Annotated in this window: 13 protein-coding genes (1 of these 13 only partly in view); 2 read left to right on the top strand and 11 right to left on the bottom strand. The window is 53.0% G+C overall.

The genetic code is table 11. From position 1 onward, the window contains the following. Nucleotides 1–323: 323 nt before the first annotated feature. From GYMC10_RS04610 to GYMC10_RS04600, 3 genes are all read right to left on the bottom strand, one after another. Nucleotides 324–1,310 (bottom strand): sensor histidine kinase, encoded by a 987-nt coding sequence (locus tag GYMC10_RS04610; RefSeq protein ID WP_012819078.1) that lies wholly within the window; start codon nt 1,308–1,310, stop codon nt 324–326. Nucleotides 1,311–1,313: 3 nt separating this feature from the next. Continuing rightward, nucleotides 1,314–2,006: a response regulator transcription factor gene (locus GYMC10_RS04605; RefSeq protein ID WP_012819077.1), complete on the bottom strand. Its 693-nt coding sequence runs from the start codon at nt 2,004–2,006 to the stop codon at nt 1,314–1,316. Nucleotides 2,007–2,067: 61 nt separating this feature from the next. Then, nucleotides 2,068–2,802 (bottom strand): acyl-[acyl-carrier-protein] thioesterase, encoded by a 735-nt coding sequence (locus tag GYMC10_RS04600; protein WP_036662001.1) that lies wholly within the window; start codon nt 2,800–2,802, stop codon nt 2,068–2,070. Between the two features lie 208 nt (nt 2,803–3,010). Here GYMC10_RS04600 and GYMC10_RS04595 point away from each other — a divergent pair, with 208 nt between their 5' ends. Then, complete coding sequence (locus GYMC10_RS04595; protein WP_009592319.1) at nt 3,011–3,268, top strand: GlsB/YeaQ/YmgE family stress response membrane protein; 258 nt, start codon at nt 3,011–3,013, stop codon at nt 3,266–3,268. Nucleotides 3,269–3,428: 160 nt separating this feature from the next. Here the strand turns inward: GYMC10_RS04595 and GYMC10_RS04590 are convergent, their stop codons facing one another. Continuing rightward, complete coding sequence (locus tag GYMC10_RS04590) at nt 3,429–4,322, bottom strand: SDR family oxidoreductase (protein WP_012819075.1); 894 nt, start codon at nt 4,320–4,322, stop codon at nt 3,429–3,431. A 128-nt stretch (nt 4,323–4,450) separates the two neighbouring features. Between GYMC10_RS04590 and GYMC10_RS04585 the strand changes: the two genes are divergently transcribed. Further along, nucleotides 4,451–5,404, top strand: a complete 954-nt coding sequence (locus tag GYMC10_RS04585) for a helix-turn-helix transcriptional regulator (protein WP_012819074.1) — start codon at nt 4,451–4,453, stop codon at nt 5,402–5,404. 84 nt (nt 5,405–5,488) lie between these two features. On the opposite strand, the gene GYMC10_RS04580 is transcribed toward GYMC10_RS04585, so the two are convergent. The 7 genes from GYMC10_RS04580 to GYMC10_RS04550 form a co-directional block, all read right to left on the bottom strand. After that, on the bottom strand, nt 5,489–6,460 hold the full coding sequence (locus GYMC10_RS04580) for a ring-cleaving dioxygenase (RefSeq protein WP_012819073.1): 972 nt from the start codon (nt 6,458–6,460) through the stop codon (nt 5,489–5,491). 305 nt (nt 6,461–6,765) lie between these two features. Continuing rightward, nucleotides 6,766–8,364, bottom strand: a complete 1,599-nt coding sequence (locus GYMC10_RS04575; RefSeq protein WP_012819072.1) for a response regulator — start codon at nt 8,362–8,364, stop codon at nt 6,766–6,768. A gap of 22 nt (nt 8,365–8,386) precedes the next feature. Then, nucleotides 8,387–9,730 (bottom strand): ABC transporter substrate-binding protein, encoded by a 1,344-nt coding sequence (locus tag GYMC10_RS04570; RefSeq protein ID WP_012819071.1) that lies wholly within the window; start codon nt 9,728–9,730, stop codon nt 8,387–8,389. A gap of 16 nt (nt 9,731–9,746) precedes the next feature. Beyond that, nucleotides 9,747–11,471, bottom strand: a complete 1,725-nt coding sequence (locus tag GYMC10_RS04565; RefSeq protein WP_012819070.1) for a sensor histidine kinase — start codon at nt 11,469–11,471, stop codon at nt 9,747–9,749. Nucleotides 11,472–11,550: 79 nt separating this feature from the next. Further along, nucleotides 11,551–12,414, bottom strand: a complete 864-nt coding sequence (locus tag GYMC10_RS04560) for a carbohydrate ABC transporter permease (RefSeq protein WP_012819069.1) — start codon at nt 12,412–12,414, stop codon at nt 11,551–11,553. After that, nucleotides 12,411–13,367: a carbohydrate ABC transporter permease gene (locus GYMC10_RS04555; protein WP_012819068.1), complete on the bottom strand. Its 957-nt coding sequence runs from the start codon at nt 13,365–13,367 to the stop codon at nt 12,411–12,413. The genes GYMC10_RS04560 and GYMC10_RS04555 overlap by 4 nt, the downstream gene beginning before the upstream one ends. Before the next feature lie 120 nt (nt 13,368–13,487). Continuing rightward, nucleotides 13,488–14,833, bottom strand: partial view of an ABC transporter substrate-binding protein gene (locus GYMC10_RS04550; protein ID WP_012819067.1) — the 3' portion only. It continues 7 nt past the right edge of the window; 1,346 of the gene's 1,353 nt are visible here — the last part of the coding sequence; its start codon lies beyond the right edge, outside the window; the stop codon is at nt 13,488–13,490.

Here is a 14,833-nt window from a genome sequence, read left to right as displayed (position 1 = left end):
TTCGGGGGCAAAGGCGACCGCTTCGCTTCTTCGGAATCGTTTCGTCCTCTTTCGCTGGTGCGTGCCGATACCTACTCATTATTTAAAACAAAAGAAAGAACCTTACCTCAGGGCTTCATGATGGGTCAACATCCATCATGAAGCCCGTGATAAGGTGCTTTCGGTAACGTATTTAGGTGATGCAATCCAAAGTTCAATAAGAGATTAAACCAAATCTTACTAGCCCATGCTTTACTGCCTTATATAATTTCAATGTCGTGAATGTCACCTACAACAGCCATAATTGAACTCTGCCTCCATGAGACGTCTGTACAAAGCAGATCTCACCCCGAGAAAATCAGCCTCACCGTCGTTCCTCTTCCCGGCTCGGATTCCAGCTCGATTTGGTGGTTCATTTTATGGACCACTTCTTTGACGAGATACAAGCCCATGCCGGTGGATTCCTTGAGCTTGCGGCCGTTTTCCCCGGTATAGAACGGGTCGAACACCCGCTTCATGTCGGATGGCGGTATGCCCATTCCCCGGTCCGTGATCTCCAGTACCACATGGCGGTGGTCCTCCGTCCGGCGGGCCTGCATCGTCACCTTAAGCCCGGTTCCGGCAGAATATTTAATGGCGTTGGACAGCAGCTGCAGCATGATGAACCGAAGCCATTTGGCATCCGTCTGAACGGTGAGATCCGAATCGATCCGGACCTCCGGATACACATGACTGTGAATAAAATAACGCTTGTTCTCGTGCACCGCCTCGACTGCCGCCTCCTGAAGCTTCACGGGCTCCACGCTGAAATCCTGCTCGAAGGTTTCGAGCCTGGACATGTAGAGCACCATCTCCAGCCCGCGCCGAATCCGGTCGGATTCCTCGGATAAACTCTTGAAGGCGTCGTTGTCATCCTCCTGCGTGATCATCTCAATGACGGACAGCGGCGTTTTCATCTGGTGCACCCACTGATTCATGAAGATCATATGCTCTTTCCGCCGGCGCTCCCACTCTTCCATGACCGTGCGGTATTGACGGTACTGCTCTTCCATAAGTTCGCTAAGGGCCGTAGGCAGCGGGGCCGACTCGTTATGCTTGATCGATTCCTCCAACGACCTGATGGGCTGCGACAGCCGCTCATAGAAATCCCGGTGCGTGAAATACCGGAATGCCAAGTACCCGCCAAGAATAGTCAGACCGAGGAAAACGGCATAAGCCGCTGTCACCGGATGATCATAGCCGTCATACCAGAAAACGAGCAGCACCACGAACAAGGCCGCGGTTACAAACAGAATGAGGGGCAAATGCTCACGCCAAAACAGCTTCTTCATAACCTACCTCTTCCATACGGTATGCAGCCTGTACCCCGAACCGCGAATCGTTTCCAGCGCATTCTCAATCCCTAACTCCCCTAACCGTTTCCTCACCCGGTTAATATTCACGCTGAGCGTATTATCGTCCACGAACGTATCGTCCCACAGCTTCTCCAGAATCGTCTCGCGCGTCACAAGCCGGGGGCTCCGGCTCAGCAGCGTTTCCAGAAGGACCGTTTCTTTTTTCGTGAGCACGGATGTCTGATCGTGAAGAGTCAGCTCCATCCGTTCGGGATAGAGGACAAGCCCGTCCTTCTCCACCGTACGCTCGGCGGATGCTGCCGCATAGTCGCCGTATACGCGGCGCAGCTGGCTGTGGATTTTGGCGATGACGATATCGTAAGCAAACGGCTTGGTGATATAATCATCCGCGCCGTTCTCCAAGGCCCGGAGCTGATCCGGCGTCCCGTTACGGGCCGAGATGAAAATAATCGGGCAGGTCGATACCGACCGGATCTGGCGGCACCAATAATATCCGTCAAAGCTTGGCAGGTTCACGTCGAGCAGAACGAGATGCGGCTTCATCTTATGGAACTGCTCCAGCACATGATCGAAATCCTCGACGATGTTTCCTTCATTTCCGTACCGTTCGATATGCGATTGCAGCAGCCCCGCCAGCTTGGGGTCATCCTCAACGATCATGATTTTGTACATCCGTTCACCCTCCATGAAGCGTCAGGCCGCTCTTTCCCCTCCGAAAGAACAACCTGATGGTTTATGATTCCCTAACGATAGCCGCTTCAAAAAAGTTGGTTCCGTCCGGCGATGTGCCCTGCACGTACACCCGATTGTTCTCCTCGGCCGAACGCTTGATCAGCATCGTATCCTTCAGTCTGGCCTCGTTAAGGTATGTAATCTTGAAGCCGGTCACTAGCCCTTCCCGAAGTTCCTGCTCATCCAGCACGTCAAAGCACAGATCCGCATACCGGGCGTTATTCAAATGGCCGTTCGTATCGATTCCACTATACCGGACCGAATACGTATACGCATCATCAAGCTGTACCCCTTCCGGCAATACGGCTTTGCTTGGCAGCTCTCCAACCGTTTCCTGACCGATCGGCACCTCGTACGGAAACATGGACGGACGCAGAATTTTCCTTTTATGAATGTCCACCAGCGCCCATACCGAGCGGCCCTCGCCCAGCAATTCCCCATCGCCGTTCTTGATCCGATAATCCCGATGCCACAGCGCCCCTTTGGACCCGCGGCTCCAGGTGTCCACATATACGTTTTCCATATCCCTTGGCATCCGCCGCATCTCAAGCTCCAGCGTAATCAGCATCCAGCCCATGCCACGCTCGATCATTTCCTCGCGGCTGATCCCCAGCGCCTCAATATGCCGGTCAGCCGCTCTCTGCAAAATACTGAGCAGCGAAGACCATCGGCAGTCTCCCTTAAAGTCTGCGTCAACGGATTGAATTGTATATTCTTCTGTCCATTTGTCTATCATGAGTTCCATGCCAGCTCCTTTATTTTCTCAACCTAACCACTCTCTTCAAGCATAATCAAAAAAATCGCATTTATCAAAGAACGAAGAGGCATATCATTGCAATGGAAAATAATGATTTTATCCAAGTTGCTGGTCAACCCGGTTTAAAAGTCACGTCTTTGGTTAATAGTAAGGCACAAACAACTATAACTTATACGAGGTGATTAACATGAGTTTTCTTTGGTCATTAATCGTTGGCGGTATCATTGGATGGATTGCTGGTTTGATTATGGGCAGAGACATCCCCGGCGGTATCATCGGTAACATCATTGCTGGTTTCGTCGGTGCTTGGCTGGGCGGTCTTCTGCTTGGATCCTGGGGACCGGAAATGGGTGGATTCTACATCCTGCCTGCATTGATCGGTGCCGTCATCCTGGTCTTTATCGTCAGCCTGATTATGGGTTCGATGAGACGCGGCCGCTCATAACCACTTGAAATTGAACGTTGATGCGTAGTTTCTGCGATGTTCCGCTATGACATGGTTTAGACGTACTAACAGCGGTATTCGCAAGTGCAACGGACAATTTCCGTAACCAAAGAGGGTGACCTATTCGCCATCATGGCATAGGTCACCCTGTTTTACATGTTTAAGTAATGGGAAGTCCCTGCTTCTTCGCGTAATTGCCCCAATGCGGCTTACGCCCGTCAATGTCGCTAAACCCGTATTCATCCGATAAGTCCCAGCTGGTCAGCGCCTTCCCGCTCTTGTCGGCTACATCCGGATCGGCTGCCAGCGCCGCAACCGCCTGCCCAAGAAAATATGGGGTCTCCGATTCGATGAAATGCGGTTCTTGTGCCGTGGCATCCCGCCAATTTTCTTCCGTAACGCCGAAGTGATCCAGCATTTGCTCCGAGCGCAGAAATCCCGGCGTCACGGATAGTGCGGTTACCTGATAGGGACGCAGCTCTTCCGCCATGGCTGCCGCCAGATGAATCGCCGAAATTTTTGCCAGGCTGTAATACAAATTCCCGCGATACCGGTACGTCGAGCCGTCCGTGACCTCAATGACCAATCCGCCGCCGTTCTCCACCATCAGCGGAACGCCGTAATAACTGGTGATCATGTGCGTTGTCACTGCTCGCTCCTGCATCAGCAGTCCATCGGACAGAAATTGCTCCCAGAACGGAATATTCCAATGCGTCAGGTTCTCGCCGCCCCATATATCATTGACGAGGATGTCCAGCCGGCCTTGCTGCTCTTCACGAATGCGTTCAAACAACGCTTTCACTTGCTCTTCCACGGTATGGTCGCATTGCACGGCAATGCCGGTGCCGCCCCGGTCCGTCACCATCTCCGCCGTGTCGTCAATCGTCTCCGTACGCTTGATATCCGACGCTTGGCCGCGTACGCTCCGTCCCGTGCAATACACCGTTGCCCCCGCGGCACCCAGCATCACCGCAATGGCGCGGCCTGCTCCCCGGGTCGCTCCGGCCACGACGGCGATTTTTCCTTGCAATGGCTTAGGATCATTCTTATTCATAGCGCTACCTCCAACTATATACTGAAGTATCTCAACGCCTTCATCGTATCAGACATATATGACATCCGTTGTCTTATATCCATGCTACAATACAATTAACTTCTATAGATACAGAGAGGTGACATAACTTGAGGGCGGATCGTCTATTATCCATTATGCTGATGCTTCAGAACGGGGGGAAGAAGAACACCCGTTATCTGGCGGAGCAGCTTGAGGTATCGGAGCGAACGATTATACGCGATATGGAAAGCTTGAGCTCGGCGGGCATCCCCGTGTATGCGGAAAGAGGATCCCAGGGCGGGTGGGTGCTGGAGGAGAGCTATCGAACGAACCTGACCGGCATGACGCCGGACGAGCTCATCTCCCTGCTGGTTTCCAGCCACAGCCCGCTGATCGGGGATTTGGGGATCCGTAAACAATTTGATGCTGCCTATCAAAAATTATTGGCTTCCTCCCCACGCTCCATTCGGCAGGATGCCGAAATCATTCGGGAGAAGATCCATATCGATGGCGCAGGCTGGCACTCCTACCGCGAATCGCATCCGTATCTTACGGTTTTGCAGGAGGCGCTGTGGTTGGATCGCATCATGGATATCCAATACATGAAAGGAGAGGAACGAGTCGAAAGAAGGATTCATCCGCTCGGGCTGGTTGCCAAACGGAGTACCTGGTATGTGGTGGCCGAATCCCAAGGCGAGCTGCGAACCTATCGCGTATCGAGAATCGTGGATGCCGTCATGTCCGAGGATACATTCCAGCGTCCGGCCGGTTTTAATCTAGCCGAGTATTGGGAGGAGTCGCTGGCACGGTTCATGCAAAATCTCCCGCAGTATCCCGCACAGGTTCGCATGACCGTCCATCTGATCAAACGCTTTGAGCGGGAGCGGTACGTAAAAATACTCCGATGCGATATGGATAACCAGCACGACGGGTGGATAACGGCCGATTTGGAGTTCAACACCCTGGAATCGGCTTCGGCATTTCTTCTAAGCTGCGGGGCGGAAATCGAGGTGATGGCTCCCCAAGAGCTTAGGGAGCATGTCAGCATGGCGGCAAATGCCATATCGCGGCTATATGAATAGATCAAATTAAAACACCGGGCAATCGCCCCAAAAACAGAGGCTTACCCGGTGTCGTGTGTATTGCGTGCGCGATGTGCGCCATCTTTATTGAATCGTATGGAGAGGCTTCAGGTTGGCTTCGATCTGTTCCCGCTTCGGCTCCAGAAACGGCGGCAGCGCAAGGGACTCGCCGAGATGGTCGATATGCTCATCCGTGTCAAAGCCCGGACCATCGGTAGCTACCTCGAACAAAATACCGTTAGGCTCCCGGAAATACAAGGAACGGAAGTAAAAGCGATCGACAAATCCCGAATTCGAAAAGCCCACATCGCCGATCCGGTCAATCCAGGACCGAAGCTCCTCCTCATCCTCGACGCGGAATGCAACGTGATGAACGCCGCCGCGGCCAAGCCGCTCCTGCGGAAGATCCGTTCGTTCCTCCACGTGCACTTCCGCTCCCGTACCGCCTTCTCCCGTCTCGAAGACCAGGATATCCGGCTGCCCGTCCACTGGCGAAGCATAGTGCCCTTTGTAGCGGAAGCCCATCAGCTCCGTCAATACCTTCACGGTCTGCACGGGATTAGGCACGGTCAGCTGCACCGGGCCTAAACCGATGATGGCGTATTCCGCCGGAACCGGCCCCTTTTCCCATGGAACGCCGCCTGGAACTCCCTCGTTATGTTCATCCGAAACGAGAATGATGCGCTGGCCCTCGAAATCCCTGAAGAGAAGGGTCAATCGGCCCGCACGTTCCTTGATCTCCTCGCGTTCTACGCCGTGCTCGTCCAGCCGCCGGGTCCAATATTCCAAGGCGCGGTCGTTCGGCACGCGCAGGGATGTCGCCGATATGCTGTTGTTTCCCTCACGGGTCCGGCCGGCCATCGGAATTTCAAAGAAGGTAAGCTCCGTGCCGGGATTTCCTTTTTCATCGCCGTAAAACAGATGGTACACCGACACATCGTCCTGGTTCACCGTTTTCTTGACCAATCGCATGCCCAGAACCTTTGTATAAAATTCGAAGTTCCGCGAAGCCGCAGCCGTTAAGGCGGATACGTGATGAATTCCTTTAAACTTCATGACTTCAACCTCCATTTATCGTTTTTTTCGTTATTAATAGCATGTTAACCATCTTCAATATTCATATTTGCCGTCTGATTCGGGAGCAGCTTCGTTCTTCGCTGGCTTCTTTACGTTTGCTTAATCTCAGTTTAGTATTTAAACCTTAAATCGTCAAGTCTTAATATTAAGATATTTAAAATAAAAATAACAGAACTCCTTTTCCCCGATCGAACCCGGAAAAATGGATCTGTTATTCATTCCCTCCTATGTTAAACCCTATCCGCAAAATATCCGATTTCGATATCATGGGATCAAGGTTCATTCTATGTCTTGGAGACCGCCTCTTCCCGATACTCGGATGGCGTTTTCCCCGTGATTTTCTTAAATACCTGGGTGAAATATCGCGGATCCTGATATCCTACCAGCGGCGCTACCTGGTACACCTTCACGTCCGTATTCAGCAGAATGCTCTTGGCCTTCTCGATCCGGCACTCCGTTAGGTACTCCAGAAACGTATAGCCCGTCGTTCCCTTAAACAGCGTGCAGAAATGACTGATGCTTAAGTCCGCTAGCTCCGAAACCTCTTCGATGGTCAGATCCTTCTGGTAATTCTCCGCGATATACTCCTTAGCTTTGCCCATCACGGCTTGAACATTGTCTTTGGCCTGCCCGGACCGACTCTCGGCAATCCACTTGCTGAAGTGGCTCTTGATGACGTCCATCAGCTGCTGAAGCGTGCCGGATGCATGAAGCTCCTGCAGCAGTTCCTCCAGCGACCACTCAAACAGCACCTTCATATGCTCAAATTGACGATACAGCACGACGCTCATCTCCAGCAGCACCCGCTCGGTCATCTCCCTGCTGAACCCATGCTCCTCGATATAAGCCTTGGTTTCGTCAAAAAGCTCCAGAAGCCGCTCCTTATGAAGCGTCCGGATGCTTTCCACCATGAGCGACTCCAGATGCTTCGGATACTTCGCTTCGCTGGCCGTTTCCAGCACCGAATCGGGCGTCCCGAGAAACACGCCCTCTTCCCCGGAATAAAACCGCTGGTACAATGCGCGCACGGCCGTCTCGTAAGCCGTTCCCAAGCGGTCGATGCCGGCCATGCTGGGACTGAAGCCGACCGAGCAGGACAGCTTCGTGTTCCGCTTGATCAATTGTACCAGATCCCGGCCGATATCCTCCTGCCGCTCCTTCGTCAGGTTCGGAAACAGCAGCACCCATTCCCCGCTGCGGAAAGGAAATACCGTCAGCCCGCCATGCTGCAAGGACCACTCCTCGAGGACGTTCCGTACGGCAAACAGCCACAGGCGCTTCTCGTCCATGCTCCACAGCTCGTTAAGCCGCAAATATTGATCCAATTGAATGACGGCCATCGTGTATCCATGCTCCAGCTCGCTGTCCTCCAGCCACTGCATGTGCTGCAGGGGACTACGGTTCCCTTCGATGAATTCGGTCAGCATCCGCTCCCGGGCCAGCAGCGACAGAACCTTGATCGAGTGGAGCATCTGGTCATCCGCAATCTGCTTCTCCAGGGTTCTGGCCGCCCTGGCAATCGTTTCGGTCAGTTCATCGTGGTCGATCGGCTTCAGCAAATAATCGAAAGCCCCTTCGCGCAGCGCTTCCCTCGCGTATTCGAATTCGCCGTACCCGCTGATGAAAATAATGATTCGCCTTGCCTGATCCGCCTTCAGTTCCTTCATGAGCGTAATGCCGTCCATCCCCGGCATCCGAATATCGCTGATAATGATATGCGGCGATACTTCGCGCGCCAGCTTCAATGCGCCGTCTCCGCTCTTGGCCTCCCCAACGACCTCCAGATCGAGCTCATCCCATGGAATAGCCGCCTTCAGGCTGCGCAGAATGATCGGCTCATCATCGACCAGCATGACTCTGAATTTGCCTTCCGATCCGCCCATGACGTTCCCCCCTGTCTCCTGTTTACTCTGCTGCCGTATTCCGCCTAAGCTTCCAATACCTTACCGAGGACTTCTGAATTTGCTCCAATGCGCCGGCAGCATCGATCCGTCCTCCAATCATATCCTCGATCACCTTAAGGAACGAACTGTTCACCTCGGGTGATAACGTGTTGTCGTAAGGCAGAAAGGTGCTCGCGGATTCCTCCATCAATTCCGTGACTTGGGCAAAAACCGGCCCGGTTTTCTTCGAATCATAGTCAATCTTCATCGAAGGGACGCGCAGCCCTTCATACACCAGCCGAGTCTGCACCTCCGGGGTATAGAACATGCCCAGCAGCTCCAGAGCCGATTGCTTTTTCGTTTCATCCAAGTCCGATGACAGCCCGATGCCGATCGTATATCCCCCTGCCAAGGAGCGTTCTTCGCCGGGAAAAAGCGACGGAAAGGGAATGACGCCGATCTCATTCTGAAAATCCGGGTAATCCTCATTCTGCAGCAGCGTGATATCCCAGCTGCCGTTCATATACATCGCCGCTTTTCCTTCCGTGAACTGGGCAATCGCTTCTTCCGTAGAAAGATCGTTTGCGTTCGGACTGAACGCCCCTTCTTCGATCCACAGCTCCAAGTGCTCAAACGCCTCCAAATACGACTCTTGCACAAAGCTGGCCTGATCATCGCCTTCAACCAGCCGGTCAATCAGTTCCGGCCCGGCGTAGCGATCCATGAAATAATGGGCAAAAATTCCCGCCGGCCACCTGTCTTCGTTGCCGACCGCAAAGGGGATGATGTCGTTCTCCCGAAGGACACGAATAGCTTCGTCCATCTCTCCCAGCGTCTTCGGAGGCTCCAGCTTCAGCTGCCGGAATAAAGCTCGGTTATAATAGATCGGCTCTGCGTGTCCCTCGAAGGGCAGGCCATAGATCCGGTCCTCGAAGGTCCAATGGTGCAGATCCTTGAACTGCTCCTTCAATCCGGTATCCTGCAAAAAATCCGTTAAATCCATCAACCGGTTGGATCTGGCATAAGGCACGATCTCGGCCCCTCCGAACAAAACAAACATATCCGGCGGCGTACCGGTTACCATCTCGCTCTTCAGCTTTTGTTCCCGGTGAATCGTCTGATCGATGCTCTCGAAGTTCACCTTTACGTTTGGATGCGCTTTCTCATAAGTGCGGACGATGCTCTCGAATACGGCCAGCACCGGCTTGTCATGCTCTTTGTTCCAGAAATGCCGGAACGTTAGCGTGATTTTCTCGGGCTGTTCCTCCTGGGCCGGTCCCTGATTCTGTACCGTCACCCACACGACAGACAGCGCCAACAGAGCGGCGTATCCGACGATCCAGCCCCAATTCCAAAACCATCTCACCCTGCAGCCCCCCCTGTCATGTCAGTATTTTCGGTATTCGAATTCGTATCAAGGAGCCGTAACCTGGGGAGGAACAGATCATCAGGCCGTAACGGCTGCCAAACCGGATCCGCAGCCTTTCATGGACATTCTTCAATCCGACCCCGTTCTCGCGGTACTTTTTGAGCTGTCCCGGATCCGAATTCCACAGCTTCATCAGCGTTTCCGGATCGAAGCCCGGACCGTTGTCCTCCACGTCAATCACGATATCCTCGCCGTTCTCGGACACCTTGATGGAGATGAGTCCGCTCTCCTCCATCGGCTCGATCCCGTGATATAAAGCGTTCTCAACAATCGGCTGAACGATCAGCTTTTGCGTAACGTAGTGCCTCAGTTCATTCGGAAGCTCAATGCCGTAATCGAATTTTTCCTCGAACCTGAATTTCTGTATCCGCATGTAATGCTGGACATGCTCCAGCTCCATGCTGAGGGGGATCAGCTCATGATGCTCGCTGATGCTGATACGCAGCAGCTTTCCAAGCGAAATCACCATCTTGCTGATATCCTTATTGCCCTGAAGCACGGCCATCGAATTGATCGATTCCAGTGAATTATAGATGAAGTGCGGATTGATCTGAGCGACCAGCGCCTGCAGCTCCGCTTCCTTTTTTCGTGCTTGCTCCGTCTCGACCTGCCCAATCAGCTCCTGGATCTGGGTGCTCATCCGGTTAAAGCCGTCGATTAACAAATCCGTCTCGTCCTCCGCCACGTTATGCGACGGGATCGGAACGAAGATGCCCTGCTTGACGCGCTTCATCCCGTTCACCGCGCTAATGATGCTGCGCACCATTCTGCGCACAAAAAAACGGTCGAACAGGAACGCCGACACGAGCGAGATCAGTCCCAGGATCAAGGCCAGGTTGCGAATCGGGACCGATTCGGCCGAAATCAGTTTGCTTGGCGTGATGGCGACCAGAAACCAATCTTTATTATGGGAAGGTGAATATGTGATCAGCGATTTTTCGCCTGCATATTGATCGATGTAGTAGCCTTTTCCATTCGTCTTATAACTATCCGAGAGAAACGGGAATTCCGTCCGCTCCCCGATATGCCCGCCTGACTTGCTGAACACGATGTGCCCCTGCTGGTTGACCAGCAAAATATCTCCCTGCTTCAGCGTTGCCGCCTCCCAGAACACCTGATCCAGGAGATCCGGCTTCACGTAGATCACCACGGTTCCGATATCCTCCAGCGAGTAATAGTCCTTGATGACCCTGGATTGAATCAATACGGGAGCGCCGTCAGCCGCGGAGCCGTTCTCGCCGGGTCCGACCCATACGGGACGCCCCTCCGCCTTCTCCACCGCTTCATACCATGCCTGCTGCCTCAGTTCCTGAAGCTCCATTCCGCCATTCGTGTTATACATCAACCGGTCATTCGAATAAAAAGCAAACGACGCAATCATCGGATGATTGATCAGATTGTTGATCTCCTGCCGCCGTTCATAGGTAACCGCGTATTCCGGCTGTTTCAGCATCTGCTGAACCGATTGCTGGGTAATCGCCGAGTTCGAAATCGTCGTGATTTCGTTCAAGGCGAACTTCAGTTTCCGATCCGTTTCCAGGAGCGAAATCCAGTAGAAATCATTCGACTTCTTCTCCATCGCTTCCGAAAAGCTGTAATAGGATACCCCGCCCAGCGCGATGACCGGAATGAAGACCAGAAGAATAATAGCCAGCAATATCTTTCGGCGGAGTTTCATGGATCCTTCCTCCCTCCACTCTACTATGTCTATTATTCTTCATGACAGGCCGCATTCCTTGTCGACTTCACCTTGCTTGTTAACTTTTTATGGCGCCTGATGTCAATCCGGCGATCACCCATCGGCTGAACAACAGAAATACGATGAGAAGCGGCAGCGTCGCCGTGAAGGTGGCCGACATGATCATGCCGAAATCAAGGCCGTCCTTATTGGTGAACAATTGCTGCAGCGCAATTTGAATGGTGTAATTCTCCCTGTTTTTCAATACGACGAGCGGCCAGAAGAAATCGTTCCACACGTTCATGAAGTTCAGAATCCCGAGCGTGGCCATCGCCGGGGTAACAACGGGAATGGCAATGTTCCAGAAGATCCGGAAATGTCCGCCGCCGTCGATCCGCCCCGCTTCGATGAGCTCGGTATGAACGGCAGAGGCGATGTACTGCCGCATCCAGAAGATGCCGAAGGCATTGACCATGGCCGGCACGATCAGCGCTTTGTAGCTGTCGATCCAGTGCAGCTTGGCCATGATGACGTATTGTGGAAGCACGCCCAGCTGGGCAGGCACCAGCATCGTGGCAATGACAAAAACAAACAGCGTCTTTTTCAGAGGAAACTCATACTTGGCAAAAGCATAACCCGCCAGCGTGCAGAGGAACACAACGGACAAGGTCACGGCCGTAGACACCACCACCGAGTTCATCAAGGCCCTGAAAAAATCCGTCCGCTCCAGCACGCGCGCGAAGTTATCGAAAAACTGCGTGCCGGGCGTAAGCAGCGGCGGAATGTGAAATGCCGCATCCTTGTCATTGGTGGCCACGACGAACATCCAGTAGAACGGAAAGACTGAGACCAGCGCGCCAAGGATCATGAAGAGATAGAAAAAGAATTTCGCGACAACACCGGGTTCATCCGGCTTTTTTCGGCTTATGGCGACTGTGCTCATGCTTTTTTACCTCCCGAATCTTTGCCTTCGCGGCCCAATATCATATTTAATACCGAGAACAGAATGGTGGCGATGAACAAAAGAACCGCCGTTGCCGCAGCCGTACCGAAGAATCCGTTCTTAAATGCTTCGTTATACAAATAAGTGACCATCGTGACCCCTTCCTGACGCGTAGAACCCGTGCCGGACTGACCGAGGAATACATAAGGCTCCGTAAACAATTGGAGCGCGCCGATCGTCGATACCAAGGTGACGAACAGAATGAATGGGCGAAGAAGCGGCAGCGTGATATAGAGCAGCTGCTGGCCTCGGGTGGCCCCGTCGATTTTGGCCGCTTCATAAATATCGGTCGGAATGCTCTGCAGCCCCGACAGAAAAATAATGGCGTTATAGCCCATCCACCGCCACATGACCATGGACGATATTGCGATTTTGACTCCCCACCAGCCGGAGTTGAACGGCACGCTTTCCGCACCGAAGGTGTTCAGCAGCCAGTTGACCATCCCGTTGTTTCCGAACATCGTACTGAACACCAGCGTCACCGCAACGATGGAGGTGATGTTCGGCATGAAATACAGGATGCGGAACGTGTTCTTGAATCTGTTCAAGGCCGAGTTGAGTATAACCGCAACAAATAATGCCACAATCAGCTGCGGCACGGTTCCCATCAGAGCCATTATGAGCGTGTTGCTAAATGCGATCCAGAAGGTCGGGTCGCTTGTAATAAGCTCGTAATTCTTGAAGCCGACGTATTTCATCGGTCCGAGCGCATCCCATTTGAAGAAGGACAAATAGATGGTAAACAGGATCGGATACAGACCGAAGATTGCGAACAATATAAAGAATGGCGATATAAACGTATAAGCCGTAAACCGGCTTCGCACGGTCTCCGTCAACAAGCGCCGCCTTTGCGGCACCGGCTGCGGCGATTCTGCCGTTGCTGTGTCAGCCATGATGCACCTCCAGGTAGGTAAGGATAAATCCGAACCCGAGCGAAGGGCGCTTTATCCCTTCTCGGGTTCGGACGGTTATTGGATATGAACGGGCTAGCTGGAATGATCCGTCTGTTTAAGCTAGCTGCGATCGACCAGCGTCTTGATTTGCTTCATTGCGCTTTCCCATTCTTTTTGCGGGTCGGCCTTTTTCTCCAGCACGTTTTTGAGCGCGTTTTTGATGATCGTGTCGGTCTGGTCATGAAGCGGTCCGTAGTAAACCGGCTTGATGCGTTCCGCCGATTTGGCATACGCTTCGGAAATGACCTGGCCGCCGAAGAATTCGTCCTTCTCTTCCGTGAACGAAGGCTCGCTGTACACCGCCGGGATGGACGGGAACAAACCGCTGTCCTTAAACGATTTCAGCTGATTCTCCTTGTTCAGCACCCACGAGATGAATTCGTAAGCTTCCTTCGAATGCTTGCCTTCCTTCGGCAGGGTCAGGAACGAACCGCCCCAGTTGCCTGCTCCTTCAGGAAGCTGGGCAATCTGCCATTTGCCTGAAGTGTCTTTCGCATTGCGGATGGTACCGGCAATCCAAGCCGGGCCGAGCATGACGCCGAAGTCGCCGTCATTGATCGCTTTTTGCCATTCAGGAGACCATAGAATCCAGTTGCCGATCCAGCCTTCCTGAATTCCTTTTACCGTAAAGTCGTAAGCTTTTCTCACTTGCGGGTTCGTATCTCCGATAAAAGAGCCGTCCTCTTTGTTGAAGTAGATTTGATCCGGGGATTGGTCACGCACCCCGTTGTAGACCAGGTCCGTCAAATCGGCGAAAGGCTTTCCTGTTTTGCTTGTGAAATCCTTGGCCACGCTGGCGAATTTGTCCCATGAATCGATCGCAGCGCTGAAGCCGTCCGGATCGGTTGGCAGTCCTGCTTGCTCAGCCAGATCCGTACGGTAATAGACGACTGTAGGGCCGATGTCTGTTGGCAGACCGAGTTGGAAGGTGCCATCAACCGATGTGGCCTGCTTCCATTTCCACTCCAGGTAGTTGCCCTCTAAGTCTTTGGCGCCGAGGTCGTACAGGTTATAGAACTTATCCTGGTTATTGATGAAGCGCTCCATGAAGGCAATTTCCAGCTGGAAAATGTCGGGTGCGCCAGAGCCCGCGGACAACGCCGTCGTCAGATTGTTGTGGTGCGCCGTTTGGTCCGACGTATTCTGGAATTTGAACGTGATGTTTGGATGCTCTTTCGTATATTCCTTTGCCAGATCTTCATAATTGGTCGTTCCGAGCGACCAGAAGGAGAGCTCGATTTTCTCTGTGGATTCGGTTCCTTCTTTCGTATTGTCCGTCCCTTCATTGCTGCTGCCTCCCCCCGGAGATTCAGCCGTACTGCTTCCGTTCCCGCCACCGCCTCCACATGCGGCCAGCGTGAACACCATGATGACACTCAGGAGCAGCAAGCTCCATGATTTAAACC

Origin of the sequence: Paenibacillus sp. Y412MC10 (assembly GCF_000024685.1) — a bacterium.
GTDB lineage: Bacteria > Bacillota > Bacilli > Paenibacillales > Paenibacillaceae > Paenibacillus_AQ > Paenibacillus_AQ lautus_A.
This window is presented reverse-complemented; position numbering and strand designations above follow the sequence as displayed.

Excerpts from the sequence above, each read along its gene's own strand:
- GYMC10_RS04610 (WP_012819078.1), bottom strand. The coding sequence starts at position 1,310 with ATGAAGAAGCTGTTTTGGCGTGAGCATTTGCCCCTCATTCTGTTTGTA.
- GYMC10_RS04605 (WP_012819077.1), bottom strand. The coding sequence starts at position 2,006 with ATGTACAAAATCATGATCGTTGAGGATGACCCCAAGCTGGCGGGGCTG.
- GYMC10_RS04600 (WP_036662001.1), bottom strand. The coding sequence starts at position 2,802 with ATGATAGACAAATGGACAGAAGAATATACAATTCAATCCGTTGACGCA.
- GYMC10_RS04595 (WP_009592319.1), top strand. The coding sequence starts at position 3,011 with ATGAGTTTTCTTTGGTCATTAATCGTTGGCGGTATCATTGGATGGATT.
- GYMC10_RS04590 (WP_012819075.1), bottom strand. The coding sequence starts at position 4,322 with ATGAATAAGAATGATCCTAAGCCATTGCAAGGAAAAATCGCCGTCGTG.
- GYMC10_RS04580 (WP_012819073.1), bottom strand. The coding sequence starts at position 6,460 with ATGAAGTTTAAAGGAATTCATCACGTATCCGCCTTAACGGCTGCGGCT.
- GYMC10_RS04575 (WP_012819072.1), bottom strand. The coding sequence starts at position 8,364 with ATGGGCGGATCGGAAGGCAAATTCAGAGTCATGCTGGTCGATGATGAG.
- GYMC10_RS04565 (WP_012819070.1), bottom strand. The coding sequence starts at position 11,471 with ATGAAACTCCGCCGAAAGATATTGCTGGCTATTATTCTTCTGGTCTTC.
- GYMC10_RS04560 (WP_012819069.1), bottom strand. The coding sequence starts at position 12,414 with ATGAGCACAGTCGCCATAAGCCGAAAAAAGCCGGATGAACCCGGTGTT.
- GYMC10_RS04555 (WP_012819068.1), bottom strand. The coding sequence starts at position 13,367 with ATGGCTGACACAGCAACGGCAGAATCGCCGCAGCCGGTGCCGCAAAGG.